Source organism: Halomonas sp. BMC6 (genome assembly GCF_964204995.1).
Classification (GTDB): domain Bacteria; phylum Pseudomonadota; class Gammaproteobacteria; order Pseudomonadales; family Halomonadaceae; genus Vreelandella.
Map to the genome: position 1 here is coordinate 3,279,017 of NZ_CAXNSH010000001.1, position 16,688 is coordinate 3,295,704.

Annotated in this window: 12 protein-coding genes; 9 read left to right on the forward strand and 3 right to left on the reverse strand. The window is 58.6% G+C overall.

The window, feature by feature from the left end:
• Nucleotides 1-63 precede the first annotated feature (63 nt).
• The 4 genes from uca to atzF are packed head-to-tail and all read left to right on the forward strand — an operon-like array spanning nt 64 to nt 7,308.
• Nucleotides 64-3,690 (forward strand): urea carboxylase, encoded by a 3,627-nt coding sequence (gene uca / locus AB6K10_RS16045; RefSeq protein ID WP_339119278.1) that lies wholly within the window; start codon nt 64-66, stop codon nt 3,688-3,690.
• A complete protein-coding gene (locus AB6K10_RS16050) occupies nt 3,687-4,766 on the forward strand; it encodes a 2-oxoglutarate and iron-dependent oxygenase domain-containing protein (RefSeq protein WP_339119279.1) in 1,080 nt (359 codons plus the stop codon). Before uca ends, AB6K10_RS16050 begins: the two co-directional genes overlap by 4 nt.
• Entirely contained in the window at nt 4,763-5,476 is a 714-nt protein-coding gene (locus tag AB6K10_RS16055) for a hypothetical protein (RefSeq protein WP_339119280.1), read from the forward strand. The genes AB6K10_RS16050 and AB6K10_RS16055 overlap by 4 nt, the downstream gene beginning before the upstream one ends.
• An 11-nt stretch (nt 5,477-5,487) precedes the next feature.
• Entirely contained in the window at nt 5,488-7,308 is a 1,821-nt protein-coding gene (gene atzF, locus AB6K10_RS16060; protein ID WP_339119281.1) for an allophanate hydrolase, read from the forward strand.
• Between the two features lie 46 nt (nt 7,309-7,354).
• Here the strand turns inward: atzF and AB6K10_RS16065 are convergent, their stop codons facing one another.
• From AB6K10_RS16065 to AB6K10_RS16075, 3 genes are read right to left on the reverse strand one after another with little or no spacing between them, the layout of a single operon-like run.
• Complete coding sequence (locus AB6K10_RS16065) at nt 7,355-8,503, reverse strand: hypothetical protein (protein ID WP_339119282.1); 1,149 nt, start codon at nt 8,501-8,503, stop codon at nt 7,355-7,357.
• Complete coding sequence (leuA, locus tag AB6K10_RS16070; RefSeq protein ID WP_339119283.1) at nt 8,504-10,210, reverse strand: 2-isopropylmalate synthase; 1,707 nt, start codon at nt 10,208-10,210, stop codon at nt 8,504-8,506.
• 16 nt (nt 10,211-10,226) lie between these two features.
• A complete protein-coding gene (locus tag AB6K10_RS16075; RefSeq protein WP_339119284.1) occupies nt 10,227-11,099 on the reverse strand; it encodes an ion transporter in 873 nt (290 codons plus the stop codon).
• Between the two features lie 160 nt (nt 11,100-11,259).
• On the opposite strand from AB6K10_RS16075, the gene AB6K10_RS16080 reads away from it, so the two are divergent.
• From AB6K10_RS16080 to AB6K10_RS16100, 5 genes are read left to right on the forward strand one after another with little or no spacing between them, the layout of a single operon-like run.
• Complete coding sequence (locus tag AB6K10_RS16080) at nt 11,260-14,091, forward strand: monovalent cation/H+ antiporter subunit A (protein ID WP_285263429.1); 2,832 nt, start codon at nt 11,260-11,262, stop codon at nt 14,089-14,091.
• The gene (locus tag AB6K10_RS16085) at nt 14,091-14,423 is read left to right on the forward strand and encodes a Na+/H+ antiporter subunit C (protein WP_253015902.1); all 333 of its coding nucleotides are present in this window, start codon (nt 14,091-14,093) and stop codon (nt 14,421-14,423) included. The genes AB6K10_RS16080 and AB6K10_RS16085 overlap by 1 nt, the downstream gene beginning before the upstream one ends.
• Nucleotides 14,420-15,931: a monovalent cation/H+ antiporter subunit D gene (locus AB6K10_RS16090; protein ID WP_339119285.1), complete on the forward strand. Its 1,512-nt coding sequence runs from the start codon at nt 14,420-14,422 to the stop codon at nt 15,929-15,931. Before AB6K10_RS16085 ends, AB6K10_RS16090 begins: the two co-directional genes overlap by 4 nt.
• A complete protein-coding gene (locus AB6K10_RS16095; protein ID WP_159342614.1) occupies nt 15,928-16,425 on the forward strand; it encodes a Na+/H+ antiporter subunit E in 498 nt (165 codons plus the stop codon). The genes AB6K10_RS16090 and AB6K10_RS16095 overlap by 4 nt, the downstream gene beginning before the upstream one ends.
• Nucleotides 16,419-16,688, forward strand: coding sequence for a K+/H+ antiporter subunit F (locus AB6K10_RS16100; protein ID WP_066317677.1), 270 nt, complete (start codon nt 16,419-16,421; stop codon nt 16,686-16,688). Before AB6K10_RS16095 ends, AB6K10_RS16100 begins: the two co-directional genes overlap by 7 nt.

The following is a 16,688-nucleotide window of genomic DNA, read 5'->3' on the forward strand; positions in this document are numbered from 1 at the left end:
AGGGACGACCCTAGAAGGCCAAACAACCTGCGGGACGACCCGCCTTTGTTTGCAGGCAGTGCCATGTCCATCCATAAAACGTTTAGCAAAGTCCTGATTGCCAATCGCGGCGCGATTGCCGCCCGTATTCTACGCACGCTTAAAGCTTTAGGCGTGGGAAGCGTGGTGGTGTACGCCGATGCCGACCGCGACGCCCCTTATGTGCATCAAGCCGATGAGGCCTACTCACTCGGTGAGGGGGCGGCCAGCGATACCTACCTGAACATCGGCAAGCTGATCGCTATCGCCCAACAAAGCGGCGCCCAGGCCATCCATCCCGGCTACGGTTTTCTTTCGGAAAATACGCGCTTTATTACCGCCTGCGATGCCGCCGGACTCGTCTTTCTAGGCCCCACTGCCGAGCAGATACAGCAGTTTGGCCTCAAGCACGAAGCTCGCGCACTCGCCGAAAAGGCAGGCGTACCGCTGGTGCCAGGTTCAAAGTTGCTGGAGACCCTCGAAGAGGCCCAACAGGCCGCCGAACGAATCGGCTACCCGGTCATGCTGAAATCCACTGCGGGTGGCGGTGGCATCGGCATGCAGGTCTGCCACTCTCAGACGGAGCTGGCACGCGCCTTTGAGTCAGTGAAAGGCCTTGGCGAGCGCAACTTTGGCGATGGCGGTGTCTTCCTGGAAGCCTATATCGCACGTGCCCGCCATCTGGAAGTACAGCTGTTTGGCGATGGCCAGGGCAATGTTATCGCCCTCGGTGAACGCGACTGCTCTACCCAGCGCCGCCATCAAAAAGTACTGGAAGAGTGCCCGGCCCCGAATCTCCCCGAAGCCGTGCGCCAATCACTGCACGCCACGGCGGTGCAACTAGGCAAAGCGGTCAACTACCGCAGCGCGGGAACCGTCGAGTTCATTTACGACGCCGAGCGTGAAGCTTTCTATTTTCTGGAGGTTAATACTCGCCTACAGGTGGAGCACGGCGTCACCGAGCTGGTCTACGGCGTCGATATCGTCGAATGGATGGTAAAGCTCGGCGCCGGAGAGCTCCCTCGCCTGGAAACACTTGCCCAGACGCTCTCTCCCACTGGTCACGCCGTACAGGCACGTCTGTACGCCGAAGACCCCGCTCACGATTTTCGCCCCAGCGCCGGGCTACTGACAGAAGTCATCTTTCCTGAAGCCAGCGGCCTGCGCATCGACCACGCCATTGAGGCAGGCCTGGAAGTGTCACCGCTATTTGACCCCATGCTAGCCAAAGTGATGGTCCATGCCGAAAGCCGCGAGCAGTCGACGGCACAGCTGGCGGATACCCTGGACAACGCCAGTGTGTATGGCATCGCCACCAACCGCAGCTGGCTTGCCCACGTGCTGCGTGCCGAGCGCTTTCAGCAGGCGGATATCGACACCCACTGGCTTACCACCCTGGCGTGGGCACCTCCCGCCATGGAAGTGATCGCTCCTGGCACGCTCACCACGATTCAGGACTTTCCCGGTCGCCAGGGTCACTGGGATGTGGGTGTGCCGCCTTCCGGCCCGTTTGATGACTGGTCGTTTCGCCTTGGCAATCGCCTACTCGACAATCCCACGGATGCCGCTGGCCTAGAAATTACCCTCCAGGGCCCCACGCTGCGCTTTCACCGGGCCACACAGGTCGTGCTAGCAGGCGCCAAGTTGCCCGCCTCGCTGGATGGCAACCCCATTAATCACTGGGAAGTCATTGATGTGCCGGCCGGTGCCACGCTTACGTTAGGCAAGGCCACCGCTGGGGCACGCGCTTATCTTCTAGTACGCGGCGGCATTCAATGCCCTCGCTATCTGAGCTCTCGCAGCACCTTTACGTTAGGCCAGTTTGGTGGCCATGGCGGGCGGGCACTGCGCAGCGGCGATATGCTGGAGCTGCCCACGCTGATGCCTGCGCCCTCACACACGCTGGATAGCGCGCTAGCCCCCACCATTGGCAACGATTCCGAAAGCGTGACGGAAATTGCCGTGCTTTATGGCCCCCACGGCGCGCCAGACTTTTTCACCGATAGCGATATCGAACGCCTCTTCGACCACGAGTGGGAAGTGCACTACAACTCCAGCCGCACCGGTGTACGGCTGATTGGCCCACGCCCAGAGTGGGCACGGGCGGATGGCGGTGAAGCAGGACTCCACCCTTCCAACATTCACGATAACGCCTACGCCTTTGGCACTATCGACTTTACCGGCGACATGCCGGTCATTCTTGGCCCGGACGGCCCGTCACTGGGTGGCTTTGTCTGCCCGGCCACCGTGGTGCGCGCTGAACGCTGGAAGCTGGGACAACTCACCGCTGGTGACAAGGTCCGCTTTGTCCCGGTGAGTCTCGCCACCGCCCGCACACTAGAAGAGCGCCAGCTCGCCCAGCTGGAAACCCTCACAGCGAACCCTGTTGAAGATATTCAGCCAGAACGAGACACCCCGATCCTGCGCGACATCCCAGCCGAGCAGGCCGGGGAGCGAATCGTATACCGCCGCGCCGGGGATGATTTCCTGCTCATTGAGTTCGGTGCGATGGAGCTGGATATCGCGCTACGCTTTCGCGTACACGCCTGGATGCTATGGCTGCGTGAACATCCGCTTGCAGGGCTTCGAGAGCTAACGCCCGGTATACGTTCGCTGCAAGTGCATTTCGAACCGCTGGAGCTGAACCTTGACGAGCTGCTTGCCCACCTACAAAAAGCCGAGCAGGCGCTGGTAGATGTTGAATCACTGGAAGTGGAGTCCCGGGTCGTGCATCTACCGCTCTCCTGGGATGACCCCGCCTGCCAGGAAGCTATCGACAAGTATCGGCGCAGCGTACGCCCAGATGCTCCCTGGTGCCCCAGTAATTTAGATTTTATTCGTCGCATCAACGCCCTTGAAAGCGAACAGCAAGTGCGCGATATCGTCTTCAACGCCCGTTATCTGGTGATGGGCTTAGGGGATGTGTATTTGGGAGCGCCCGTCGCGACACCCCTCGACCCGCGCCAACGCTTGGTCACCACCAAATACAACCCCGCCCGTACCTGGACGGCGGAAAACTCGGTGGGTATTGGCGGCGCCTACTTATGCGTTTATGGCATGGAAGGCCCCGGCGGCTACCAGTTCGTTGGCCGCACGCTGCAAATGTGGAACCGTTACCGCACCACACAGCACTTCAATAACCCTTGGCTGCTGCGCTTTTTTGATCAACTTCGCTTTTATGAAGTCAGCCACGAAGAGCTACAGCAAATTCGCCGTGACTTTCCCCACGGGCGCTTCGAGCTGCCTATTGAAACGGCCCGCTTCAAACTGGCCGACTACCAAGCCGATATCGATAAAAACGCCGACGCCATCGAGGCATTTCGCACTAAGCGCGAGGCCGCCTTCCAGGCAGAAATGGCAGCCTGGCGCGCCAACGGCCAGTTCACCTTTGAAGACCAAGCACCAGCTAGCGCAGAAGTCGACATCCTGGACGAAAATGAACTGGGTATCGAAAGCCCAGTGACCGGTAGCCTGTGGAAACTGCTGGTCAGGGAGGGGGAGCAGGTAGACGCCGGTCAGCCGGTGGCGCTGGTGGAGTCGATGAAAATGGAGGTAGAGGTCACGGCCCACTGCGCTGGGCGTGTTGCTAGGCTGCCGCTTGCCGAAGGTGCAGCCATTGGACCCGGCCAACCTCTGGTGGTGCTCACCCAAGAAGAGGAGGCTGACGCATGAATACGCCTGCCGCAGACCAACGCTTAGCAGCCTTTCAGGAGATCCCCATTATCGACATTCATCCCCTGCTGCACGGGGATGAACAGGCACGCCGCGAGGTCGCCGCTGAGCTGGGCCGCGCCGCCAGAGACGTGGGCTTTTTCCAAATGGTGGGCCATGGTATTGATGGTTCACTGCGCGAAGGCCTGATTCATCAGGCCAAGCGTTTCTTCGCTCAGTCTGAAGCGATCAAAATGGAGCGCTACATCGGCCTCTACCACCACCATCGCGGCTATGTGCCGCCCGGCGAAGAATCGCCAGACCCAGCCAAGCCCGACATGAAAGAGGCTTTCGACCTCGCTTTCGAGCTACCTAGCGATGACCCGGACGTGATGGCCGGAACGCCGCTGCTCGGCCCTAATCCCTGGCCTGACCTTGATGGTTTCAAGGATCCAGTGGCCGCTTATTACGACGCGGCGTACCACGTCGGGCGCGCACTGATGGGCGGCTTTGCTATGGCGCTGGGGCTGGCTCCCCAGCAACTGCTTCAGCACGTCAATAAGCCGCCCAGTCAGCTGCGCATGATCCATTACCCTTATAACCCTAATGCTGAGGATGCCCAAGGCATTGGCGCCCACACTGACTACGAGTGCTTTACCCTGCTACTGCCTACCGCGCCAGGGCTTGAGGTGATGAATGGGAAAGGCGAGTGGATCGATGTACCTTTCAAGGAGGGCGCGTTGATCGTCAATATTGGCGATATGCTAGAGATCTGGAGCAACGGCGAATTTGTCGCCACGTCTCATCGAGTACGCAAAGTAAAAGAGGAGCGCTACTCGTTCCCGCTGTTTTTCGCCTGTGACTACCACACCGTGGTCGAACCGCTCCCCGAGCTGGTCGCTCGCCACGGAAAAGCCCGGTACTCAGCACTAAAAGCAGGCGACCACCTCTTCGCCCAAACCATCCAAACCTTCCGCTACCTGCGCGAGCGCTTGGCGAAGGGTGAAATTGCGCTCCCCGAAGGGGCCCGGGAAGTGGGTAGTCTGGGACAACATGGTAAGCATAAGGCGCCGGGCAACGAGGAGACGAATCGATGACGATGCCGCTTCCCATCGTACCCGAGCAGTACCCAGGGGGCTGGCAGCGTATGCTCTATGCAGAGCCCCATACACCGCCCTACCGCGTCACTGATACCACCACTCAAGTGGTATGGCTGCAGGGCCACCAGTGGCATGCCGACCTACGTATCCCCACTGACGCACCCAACTTCAGCGGCATCCAAAGCCTTGAAGAGTGCAGCCGATCGCAGCTTGAGTGGCTGGCAAGCCTGACGGCCTTTGCGGGCCTAACCCAGATTGAGGACGGGGTATGCACTTGGCACCGTTTTCAGGATCTCCGCCCCAGTCTGGAAAAAGATGTTGGCCTGCTGCGCTGGCTAAATGATCACACGATTGAAGAGCAGCACCCGGTTGGGCATTACGTCGAGCACTGGCAGCGGTTCACTGCCCCACATGCAAAAGAGACGATTCGCATCGATGCGCTGGGTCGCCTGCGCTGGCTAGCGCTGGGTGATCACGCCATTGCGATTACCCCTCGTCAATCGGCAGCCACTCCCCAGCACCCGTTCACCCTGCCCAGCCATGCCAACACCGACGACCTTCGCTGGCGCGCCAGCCTCTGTTTCGACTACTGCCAACGCCACCATGAAGGCTGGCGAATTGAGCTTTCGACACAGCCCTGGCGACAGGGGCGCTTTATAAACGAAACACGACACTCATCAGCCAACTCTGCGACGATACCACTTTAAAGGAGCCAACCATGGCGCTCTCGATATCACTGGATATTGCAAGCCTCCACGCCGCCTACCAGCAAGGTGACCTAACGCCCACTGCATTAATTGACGAGCTACTCGCACGGGCCGATAGCTACGACAAAGACCCTGCCTGGATAACACGCCTGGACCGTAAACAGCTGGCACCCTATTTACAGCGCCTAGAAGGAGAATCGCCTGAGACGCTACCGCTTTACGGTATTCCTTTTGCCATAAAGGACAACATCGACTTGGCGGGCATCCCTACCACGGCAGGCAGTCCAGCCTATGCGTACACACCGACTGAAAGTGCCTTTGTAGTGCAGCAACTGATCGATGCGGGTGCCATCCCCATGGGAAAAACCAACCTGGATCAGTTTGCGACCGGGTTGGTCGGTGAGCGCGCTTTGAGTGACTACGGTGTTCCTACCAATGCTTTTAACCCCGACTATATTCCCGGGGGTTCCAGCAGCGGCTCGGCGGTGGTCACCGCAGCAGGTATGGTGAGTTTTGCGTTGGGTACCGATACGGCAGGCTCTGGGCGTGTGCCTGCCTGTTTTCATAATATATACGGCGTCAAGCCTAGCCTTGGCCTGCTGAGTACTCGCGGTGTAGTTCCTGCCTGCGCAACGCTCGACACCATTAGCCTGTTTACCTTCATCGCTGACGATGCCGAGAAAGTGCTCAGTATTACCGCTACTTATGATGATCAGTGCGCTTGGTCTCGGGAACACCGCTTCTCCGTGCACGGTAAGCGCTACGGCACAGCGCCCAAGATGTTTCGTTTTGGGGTACCACTCGCATCTCAATGGCAAACCGACGCGGCGTACACCAAGGGGATGCACCAAGCGATTGCCGAGCTGGAAGCTATTGGCGGAATAAAAGTCGAGCTGGACTGTTCGCCTCTGCTATCTGCGGCACGACTACTTTACGAAGGGCCCTGGGTCGCCGAGCGCTACCATGTGATTCATGAGTTGATGGAGAGCCACCCGGAGGCTGTACATCCAGTCACGTTTAAAATTACCCAAGGAGGGTCTACGCCACTGGCCGTGGATGCCTTCGATGCGCGCTATAAGCTTGCGGAGTTCAAGCGCCAAGCCGATGCACTCATCGGCCAGGTGGATGTGATGCTCTCGCCCACGACAGTCATGCACCCCAGCAAGGCAGAAGTGGCAGCAGATCCTATTGGCGTGAACTCGCGTTTAGGCACCTGGACCAATTTTATGAACCTGCTCGACTACAGTGCTCTGGCGGTGCCGATAGGCTTTACCGAGCAAGAACTGCCCGTGGGCGTCACGCTATTTGGGCGGGCATTCGACGACTTAACGCTGCTGTCCCTCGCCCGCGCGTTAGAAACACGCCTCATGCTACCGCTGGGTGCCACCGGTGTTGCCCACCCGGCATTATCCGAGCCCTTCACCATGGCCCAAAATGGCACAATGGAGCTGGTTGTATGCGGTGCGCATCTGCAAGGCTTACCGCTTAACCACCAGCTCACCGAACGCGGCGGCGTACTGGTTAGCACTACCCACAGCGCACCGCGCTATAAGCTATTTGCCTTAGCAGGCGGGCCACCCAAGCGTCCAGCAATGGTGCGGGACACCCACGGCCAGTCAATCGAAGTCGAGGTCTGGCGATTACCGAGCGAGACGCTGGGTAGTTTTTTGGCTGGCATCCCCGCCCCACTAGGCTTAGGTCAGGTAGAGCTTGCCGACGGTAGCTGGAAGTGTGGGTTTATTTGCACCGCAGGTGCGCTCAATGAAAGCGGTAACGCAGAGGATATTACTGAGTTTGGCGGCTGGCGAGAGTGGTTAACACGTCAATCTTAACGCTAACGCAATGGGCCTATGCTGCACATAGGCCCATTGAACCCAGCTACTCCACTGCTCTATGTGGCCACTTCACAGGAGCATGGTGAGCAGCCTTTAAACACAGTCGCGTCAAAGGTACCAATAACCAAAGCAGCGGCGTCAGTAACCAGCGGTAAACGAATCGGGCAATAAACAAGACTGGCAACAGTACAATCAACCAGACAAGAAACTGCCCGAGCCACGTTGGCCAGCCTAGCCAGTGAGATAGATGGGCGCCCAGTGCACTGACCAGGCTGGGGTGGCGAATGACCACATAAGCCGTGCCGACTACCGCTGCAACTTTGGCCATGCGCGGCAGCGTTGCGAAGCGCCCACTCATGGCTACGACCCCTTGACGCACACCCGTGCGAACGGCCTGTGCCTCGACGCCACCCACACGAGCCGTACGAGCGACTCTTCCAGCGCGTAGCACTTTCACGGCACTGGCCATTACCAGCAGATCAACACCCGCCCAGCCCAAATCGCTTGCGCCTATTGCCTCGCCACGCCGCCACTGGCTTTCTAAGTCACGTAGACCGCTGGTAAAGAAATCACCTACTCCGGATACCAGACGCTCCCCTTGCAGCCACGCCACGTTGCCTTCGTCATCCACGACAAACTGGTTAAGCAGCCCGTGGCCGTTGCTGTCGAGTAACGCGATACCCATCTGGCCACGCCTCAAAGGGGTTAGCTCGGCCATAGCCGCCTCTACGTCTGCGTCACCTAGCTCATTGGTATCCGATGGCTCATCGCCCCACCAGCGGCTGACTTGCTGATAGCGCTCTCCTATCCAGTGCTGAGCGCGCAGCGTCGTCACGTCGTGATCGCGGAAGTAGCTGATAGGCAGCACGGCATCCGCTCCGAAGCGCACCAGCACCTGTTGGAATTGGGGCGATAACCCATAATCGAGAAGCGTGGTTCGAGCGATATCACCGTGACGCAATATCGCCAACGCGGCGCTCATCCATAGCGCTTGATCCGACGCATAGTGAAGAAACAGTGCGTTGATCTCAGCAGACTCTTCTTGCAGCGTGGGCTCAAGAGCGGGCAGTGCCCGCTCTACTTCCAAGCGTACCAACGTCTCTTCAAACGGATCATCGGAGGCCGTCAGCGAGAGCAGCCCCGCCAGGACCATGGCGACTAATACGATGAACAGCCAAGGCCGTTTGAGCATTTACCCTAACGACTCCGCCGTCACATTGGCCGCCGCAGGCTGCGTCGAGTAGTGGCGATTAATGGCGCTTAGCACGCCTTTCATGGAGGCGCTAGTGATGCTTTCATCGGTACCTACGCCAAATACGGCTTTGCCATCAATGCGTACTTCCACGTACGCGATCGCTTCGGCATCCGCCCCTTGGCCGCGGGAGTGTTCGTGATAGTCAATGATTTCGACCTCTTGGCCGCTCGCCACCAGCGCTTTGATGAACGCGGCCAGCGGGCCGTTGCCTTCACCGGTCAGGGTTTGCCGCTGGCCGCCGTTTTCGACAATGGCCTCTAGCGCAACTTTTGGGCTATCTGGCTCGGAGGAAAGACGGTGATTCACCAGTGCCAGCGGTGACCGCTGCTCTAAATACTCATCGGCAAAGGCTTGGTAGATCATTTGTGAGGTGATCTCTTTACCGGTGCGGTCCGCCACTTCCTGCACCACTTGGCTGAACTCAATGGAGAGCCGGCGGGGCAGCTCGATACCTTGCTCCTGCTCTAACAGGTAAGAGATACCGCCTTTGCCTGACTGGCTGTTCACGCGGATAACCGCTTCGTAGCTGCGGCCTACGTCCAAAGGGTCGATGGGTAAGTAGGGAACGTCCCACGGCGCTTCTGGATGGGCGCGACGGTCTGCCATGCCTTTTTTGATGGCATCCTGATGCGAGCCTGAGAACGCAGTAAAGACCAAGTCGCCCACATATGGATGGCGCGGGTGGACGGGCAGCTGATTGCAGTACTCGGCTTCGCGCATGATCGGGGTGATATTGGAGAAATCGAGCTGGGGGTTCACCCCTTGGGTATACATGTTCATCGCCAGCGTGACGATATCTACGTTGCCAGTACGCTCGCCGTTGCCAAATAGCGTGCCCTCGACGCGATCTGCCCCCGCCATTAGCGTCAGTTCGGCAGCCGCAACGCCGGTGCCGCGGTCGTTGTGCGGATGAACGCTGACGATCAAGGTATCGCGCTTTTTGACATGGCGACAGAACCACTCAATCTGATCAGCGTAGTTGTTGGGCGTAGCGACTTCGACCGTGGCTGGCAGGTTGACGATCATTTTGTTGTCGACGCTGGGGCCAAAAGTGTCCATCACCGCTTCGACGATCTCGACCGCGAACTCCATCTCCGTGGTGGTGAATAGCTCGGGTGAGTACTGGAAGGTCCAGTTCGTTTCCGGGTTGGCCGCCATCAAATCGCGAATCTGCGCGGTGGCATCCACGGCAATTTGGATACACTCGGTTTTATCCACGTTGAACACCACCCGGCGGAACATCGGGTCGGTGGCGTTATAAACGTGCACGATGGCGTTCTTGACGCCTTTCAGCGCTTCGAAGGTGCGCTCAATCAGGTGCGGACGCGCTTGGGTCAGCACTTGAATGGTCACGTCTTCGGGAATCTTGTTTTGCTCGATCAGCGAGCGAACGAAATCAAAATCGGTCTGCGATGCAGAGGGAAAGCCCACCTCGATCTCTTTGAATCCGATCTTCAACAGCATGTCGAACAGGCGCTGTTTGCGCTCTTGATCCATCGGGTCAATCAGCGACTGGTTGCCGTCGCGCAGATCCACGCTGCACCAGATGGGCGGCGTGTCGATACGTTGGCTTGGCCACTGTCGATCAGGCAGATCCACGGCCACGAAGGGGCGATACTTCTTGGAGGGGTCGGACAGCATCATAGCGGCGCTCCTATCGTTAATCGGTTGTAGAAGAATCGGAAGGGCGATGAGAGGAAATAGAAGACCCTTGTCGCTCCGCCAGGGCGGCTTCCATGCGATCGAGCTGTGCTTTCAACGCGTGGACATCGCCACGCAGCGCCTGCAGCTGCGCCGGATCGCCCTCCTCGTCATCGGTATCGAGCTGTGCGCTCTCTTTTTGCATTACGTCCAACACGATGCCAATCATCATGTTAAGAAAAATGAATGCCGTGAGAAAAATGAACGTCAGGTAGTACACCCAGCTCCAGGCATACTCCTCTTGCGTGGCGTACATCACGTCCGTCCAGTCCTCGAACGTCGCGATACGAAACAGCGTCAACATGGCAATGGAGATGTTGCCCCACAAAAACTCATCCACGTTGTGGAAGAGAAAGCTGCCCAACGCCGCGTAGATATAAAAGATGATAAACATGAGCAGCACCACGTAGCCCATGCGGGGAATCGATTTGACCAACGCGCCCAGCAGCATCTGTAGTTCGGGAATCATCGACACCAAGCGCAGCACACGGAAAATTCGCAGCAGCCGCGCTAACAGCACCATCTCCGAGTCATCCATGGGAATCAGGCTGGCGGTGACGATCAAGAAGTCAAAAACGTTCCAGCCCTTCTTAAAAAAGCTGACTAAGTTGCGCTCTGCTGCCATTCTGATCAAAATCTCGACCAGGAAGAACACCGTGACGGCCACATCGAGGTAGAGCAACCACTGCTCGATACGAGTGGTTTCTTCGTAGGTTTTCGCGCCAATGACCAGCGCCGAGATCACGATGATGGAAATGACCAGCCCTTCGAACAGCTTGTTGCTACGCAGCTTTTCAAAACGGGCCTGCCAGGTATTGAAGGGTTCACTCATGGAACAAGGAGTCTCTCAACGGTTAACGTCAACACTTTATACTAAAATCACACACCTTCCATACAAGTGATATCCTGTTGTTTCACTTGATGTATCTTCGCCTCCAGGGCAACCCTCGTTGCTCTGGCGACTTTTTTGATTTTTTGCGCTGGATGACCTCATGACACTGCTGTGGATCGCCTTACTGCCGTTACTGGGCGTACTGGTGCCGGCACTGACTGCCCAACGCGGCCGCACTTGGTGCTCGCTCGCCACGGGCATATTGCCAGCAACGGCACTGCTACTCACGCTACTGCAAATTCCTGCTTTGCTGGAGGGCGAGGCGCTGCGTTTTGCGGCCGACTGGATGCCCACCCTCGGCCTGGAGCTTGCGTTTCGTCTCGATGGCCTGTCACTGCTCTTCAACCTGCTCATTCTGGGCATTGGGCTATTGATCCTATTGTATGCCCATTTTTACTTGGCAAGCGATGAGCCTTTCGGACGTTTTTACGCTTTCCTGATGCTGTTCATGGCATCGATGGTAGGCATTTCCATGTCCGACAACCTCATCCTGCTCTGGCTGTTTTGGGAGCTGACCAGTCTCTCCTCCTTCCTGCTGATTGGCTTTTGGTCCTATCGCAGCGATGCCCGTAAAGGCGCGCGCATGGCGCTGACCGTGACCGGCGCAGGGGGGCTAGCGCTTCTTGCAGGCTTGCTGCTGCTGGGCGACATGGCCGGTAGCTATCGCATGGATGACGTGCTGGCCAGCGGCGCGACCATCGTGACGGATCCGCGCTACCCACTGATGCTGGGGCTTGTGCTGCTGGGCGCCTTCACCAAATCAGCGCAGTTCCCCTTCCAGTTCTGGCTCCCCCACGCCATGGCAGCCCCTACGCCCGTCTCTGCCTACCTGCACTCAGCCACCATGGTGAAAGCGGGTATTTTCTTAATGGCGCGGTTGCACCCCGCCATTGCGGATAGCGCATTGTGGAGCGTGGTCGTGCCGCTGGTAGGTACCATCACGCTGCTTTACGGCGCGTGGTTTGCGCTGTTCAAAACCGACTTGAAAGGCATTCTGGCGTTTTCGACCGTCAGCCATTTGGGGTTGATCACCGTCCTGCTGGGCATTGGCAGCCCCATGGCCGTGTTGGCGGCGCTGTTCCACATTCTGAACCACGCTACCTTTAAAGCGGCGCTGTTCATGAGCGCGGGCATCATCGACCATGAAACCGGCACCCGAGAGCTGAAGCAGCTTGGCGGGCTCAGAAAAGCGATGCCGGTCACCGCGCTGCTCACCACCTTGGCCGCCGCCGCCATGGCGGGGGTACCGCTGTTTAACGGTTTCCTCTCGAAAGAGATGTTCTTTACCGAAACGCTCGCCACTCCGGTACTCGGCGGTCTGAGCTGGGTGCTACCCGCACTGGCAACGCTGGGCGGCATTCTCTCCGTCGCGTACTCGCTGCGGCTGGTTCATGCGGTGTTCTATAAGCCGGCCCGCGAGCAAACGCCTAAATCCCCCCACGAGCCGCCCCACCTGATGCGCTTGCCCGTGGAACTGCTGGTGACGCTCTGTGTGCTGGTGGGGCTATTCCCCGCCTTTTTCGCGACAGGCATTCTAGAGCTAGCCACCCAAGCCGTTTTGGGCGAACCGTTGTCGTTCCACCTCGCCATCTGGCACGGCGTGAATTTGCCGCTGATGATGAGCTTGCTGGCCTTTGCCGCAGGCATTGCCATGTACTGGCGTCATGCCGATCTGCGCCGTTTCGTGCAGCCCTTCGCCAGTGTGGATGCGCGCCGCGTGTTCGAACGGCTAATCATCACCGTGGGTTACCGCGCCGAGCAGATCATTACCAAGCTGGAAGGTAACTCCTTACAGCGCTATATGGGATGGTTACTGGGCGCCGCCCTGCTGATGGGACTGATCGGCCTTGCCGGTATTCAAGAATTGACCGGTAGCAAAGGCAATCAGCCCATCGACGGCGTGGTGCTGCTAGGCGCAGGCATGCTCATTTTTGGTGGGGTTGCCACCGCAGCGACTCACCGCTACCGCTTGATTTCACTGTTGATGCTGTCGGTGGTCGGTCTGTTCGTAGCGCTCACTTTTGCGCGTTTTTCGGCCCCGGATCTCGCCTTGACCCAGCTTTCGGTGGAAGTCGTCACGATGATTCTGCTGATGCTGGCATTGTTCTTCTTGCCGCAAAAAACCCCTACCGAATCGAGCCCGATGCGTAACGTGCGCGATATTCTGCTGGCCGGTGCGCTGGGGCTGGTGGTCGCTAGCTTGAACTACGCGGTGATGACCCGCGAAACGCTCTCGATCTCCAACTTCTTCGTCGAGAACAGCAAACCCGGTGGCGGCGGCTACAACGTGGTCAACGTAATTCTGGTCGACTTCCGTGGCTTCGATACCCTGGGCGAAATTACCGTCCTGGCCATTGCGGGTCTCGCGATATTCAAGCTGCTCAACCGCTTGCGTCTGTTCATGCCCCACAGCGACGGCGAAGGCCGTGTTTGGTCACCGGATCGCTACCCGGCCATTCTGACCTCCATCTCGATGACGCTGCTGCCACTGGCGCTGCTGGTGTCGGCCTTCATCTTCCTACGCGGTCATAACCAGCCCGGCGGTGGCTTCATTGCCGGTTTGATTACCGCTGTTGCTTTGATTCTGCTGTACATGGCGCGGGGCGTTGAGTGGGCACAAGAGCGCCTGAACTTCCCCTTCCAGCCGGTCGCCGTGGTGGGTGTAGCGATTGCCACGCTCACCGGCCTAGGCAGCTGGCTGTTGGGCTACCCCTTCCTGACCTCGTCGTTTGGGTATTTCAGCCTGCCGCTGATTGGCACCTTCGAGCTTGCCACGGCCCTGCTGTTTGACTTGGGTGTGTACCTCGCGGTGGTGGGAGCCACGCTGATGATTCTGGCCAACCTGGGTAAGGTGACGACACCGCACCGCCCGGTGACCGACCCGAAGACGTCAGACACCCACGACACGCCGAATGAAAAGGAATCCCACTAATGGAAATGCTCTATGCCATTACCACGGGTATCTTAACCTCTTGCGGCCTTTACCTGACGCTACGGGGACGAACGTTCCCGGTCGTCGTGGGCCTGACACTGCTCTCGTATGCGGTCAACCTGTTCCTGTTCTCCATGGGCGGGCTGACGACGGATGGTGCCGCGCTGGTGAACGAAGACTCACAGTTCGCCGACCCGCTGCCCCAGGCGCTGGTTCTCACCGCTATCGTCATCGGCTTTGCCATGACGGCGTTCGTCGTCATTCTTGCCATGCGGGCGCGCAGCGAAGTGGGTAACGACCACGTGGATGGTAAAAAGGAAGACCGCGAATGATTCAACATCTAATTGTGTTGCCCGTGGTACTACCGCTGGTCGCGGGTATTTTATTGCTCTACCAGCGCCAGGGGCTGGTGCACTACAAGCGAGCTGTGAGCGTTATTGCCACCCTGCTTCTGTTGCTGGTGTCGATTGCCCTGGTGCGCCAAGCCGCCAGCGGTGAGATCACCTATTACGCCCTAGGCGACTGGCAGCCACCGTTTGGCGTCGTGCTGGTGCTCGACCGCCTCTCCGCGCTGATGGTGCTGCTCACGTCCCTTCTAGCCGTGGGCGCCGTGGTGTTTGCCTGCGGTGGAGACGACGAAAAAGGCAGCAACTTCCACGGCCTGTTTCAGTGGCAGCTACTGGGTATCAACGGTGCGTTTTTGACCGGCGACTTGTTCAACCTGTTCGTCTTTTTCGAAGTGCTGTTGTTGGCCTCCTACGCGCTGCTGTTGCACGGTGGCGGCAAGGCGCGCATTCAGGCAAGCGTTCACTATGTGGTGCTTAACCTGGCAGGTTCGTCGCTATTTTTGATTGCCGTAGGCATTCTGTATGGGGCCACCGGCACGCTCAATATGGCGGATATGGGCGATAAGCTCGCTAGCCTGCCCGCCGAGCGTGAGGGCTTAGTGACCGCAGGTGCGCTGATGCTGCTGGTCGTCTTTGGCCTCAAAGCTGCCATTTTACCGCTCTATTTCTGGCTCCCCCGCGCTTATGCCGCAGCCCCTGCCCCGGTGGCGGCGCTGTTTGCGATCATGACCAAGGTGGGCATCTACGCCATTCTGCGGGTCTATTCGCTGATTTTTGGCGAGCAGGCAGGGGGCCTTGTGGCGCTTGAGCAGCCTTGGGTGTGGTGGCTAGCGCTAGCCACCTTGGCCGCTGCTGGCGTGGGCGTGATGGCCGCTCGCGACCTGCGCCTGCTGGTGGCCTACTTGGTGCTGATTTCGGTGGGCACACTACTGGCGGGCGTCGGCATGCGCTCCGTAGAGGCCACCTCCGCTCTGCTTTACTATCTCATCCATACCACGCTAGTCACCGGTGGCCTGTTCCTGCTGGCTGAGATGATTGGTCTGCAGCGCGGCAAGCCAGGTACACGCATCGTCAAAGGGCGCCCGCTGGTTCAGGGTAATGCCCTGGCGATCACCTTTTTTATCGGTGCGATTGCCGTGGTGGGTATGCCGCCACTGTCAGGCGCGCTGGGTAAAGCGATGGTATTGGTGGCGGCAGAAAGCACTCAGCGCGTGTGGTTATGGCCACTGCTGCTGCTCGCCAGCCTAGCCTCGCTCATCGCACTCTCCCGCGCGGGCTCTACGCTGTTTTGGCGCAGCCACCGGGGTAGCCCAAGCGGTAGCCCGCTATCCCGTTACCAGTGGTTCGGCATGCTCTGGCTACTCAGCGCTGCGCCTTTACTGGTGGCGTTCGCCGGGCCGGTCAGTAGCTATACCCAAGCCACCGGCGAGCAGCTCGCTAACCCGCAACAACTGATCGAAACGCTGCTGCCCGATGCAGGAGAGACGCCATGATTACCCCTCGCAAATGGCTGCCCACCCCGGTGCTGTCGATACTGCTGCTATTGGTATGGCTGCTGCTGGTCCGCAGCTACGCCTTTGGCCAGTTCGTGCTGGGCGGCGCGCTGGCTATCCTGATTCCTTTGCTGACCCACCGCTTTTGGGATGCCCGGCCACGCATCAGTAAGCCCATGATGCTGCTGCGTTTTGGCCTGCGGGTGTTGGGCGATATCGTCACCGCCAACTTCGAGGTGGCGTATCTGATCGCCAATCCATGGCGCAAGCTTAAGCCACACTTCATCGAGTATCCGCTGATGCTAGAGGAGCGGTTTACCATCACGCTGCTGGCCAGCACGATCAGCCTGACCCCCGGCACCGTTTCGGCCAACCTGCGGATGGACGGCAAATCCCTGCTGATTCATGCGTTGAACGTGGATGATGAAGAAGCGCTCATTGAGCAAATACGCGAACGCTACGAACGGCCGCTCAAGGAGATCTACGAATGCTGAGTATTGCGCTCTACATCACCTTAGCGCTAGTGGTGATGGCCCTGCTGATGAACCTTTACCGCCTGACGATTGGCCCTGATCTTCCTGATCGGGTTCTGGCGCTGGACACCATGTACGTCAACTCCATCGCGCTGATCGTACTGCTCGGCTTGTGGCTCAACAGCAAGACCTATTTCGAGTCGGCCCTGTTGATCGCCATGCTTGGCTTCATCAGTACGGTGGCCGTATGCAAATACATCCTGCGCGGAGATATTATCGAATGA

Excerpts from the sequence above, each read along its gene's own strand:
- uca (WP_339119278.1), top strand. The coding sequence starts at position 64 with ATGTCCATCCATAAAACGTTTAGCAAAGTCCTGATTGCCAATCGCGGC.
- AB6K10_RS16085 (WP_253015902.1), top strand. The coding sequence starts at position 14,091 with ATGGAAATGCTCTATGCCATTACCACGGGTATCTTAACCTCTTGCGGC.
- AB6K10_RS16090 (WP_339119285.1), top strand. The coding sequence starts at position 14,420 with ATGATTCAACATCTAATTGTGTTGCCCGTGGTACTACCGCTGGTCGCG.
- leuA (WP_339119283.1), bottom strand. The coding sequence starts at position 10,210 with ATGATGCTGTCCGACCCCTCCAAGAAGTATCGCCCCTTCGTGGCCGTG.
- atzF (WP_339119281.1), top strand. The coding sequence starts at position 5,488 with ATGGCGCTCTCGATATCACTGGATATTGCAAGCCTCCACGCCGCCTAC.
- AB6K10_RS16050 (WP_339119279.1), top strand. The coding sequence starts at position 3,687 with ATGAATACGCCTGCCGCAGACCAACGCTTAGCAGCCTTTCAGGAGATC.
- AB6K10_RS16055 (WP_339119280.1), top strand. The coding sequence starts at position 4,763 with ATGACGATGCCGCTTCCCATCGTACCCGAGCAGTACCCAGGGGGCTGG.
- AB6K10_RS16065 (WP_339119282.1), bottom strand. The coding sequence starts at position 8,503 with ATGCTCAAACGGCCTTGGCTGTTCATCGTATTAGTCGCCATGGTCCTG.
- AB6K10_RS16075 (WP_339119284.1), bottom strand. The coding sequence starts at position 11,099 with ATGAGTGAACCCTTCAATACCTGGCAGGCCCGTTTTGAAAAGCTGCGT.
- AB6K10_RS16100 (WP_066317677.1), top strand. The coding sequence starts at position 16,419 with ATGCTGAGTATTGCGCTCTACATCACCTTAGCGCTAGTGGTGATGGCC.
- AB6K10_RS16080 (WP_285263429.1), top strand. The coding sequence starts at position 11,260 with ATGACACTGCTGTGGATCGCCTTACTGCCGTTACTGGGCGTACTGGTG.
- AB6K10_RS16095 (WP_159342614.1), top strand. The coding sequence starts at position 15,928 with ATGATTACCCCTCGCAAATGGCTGCCCACCCCGGTGCTGTCGATACTG.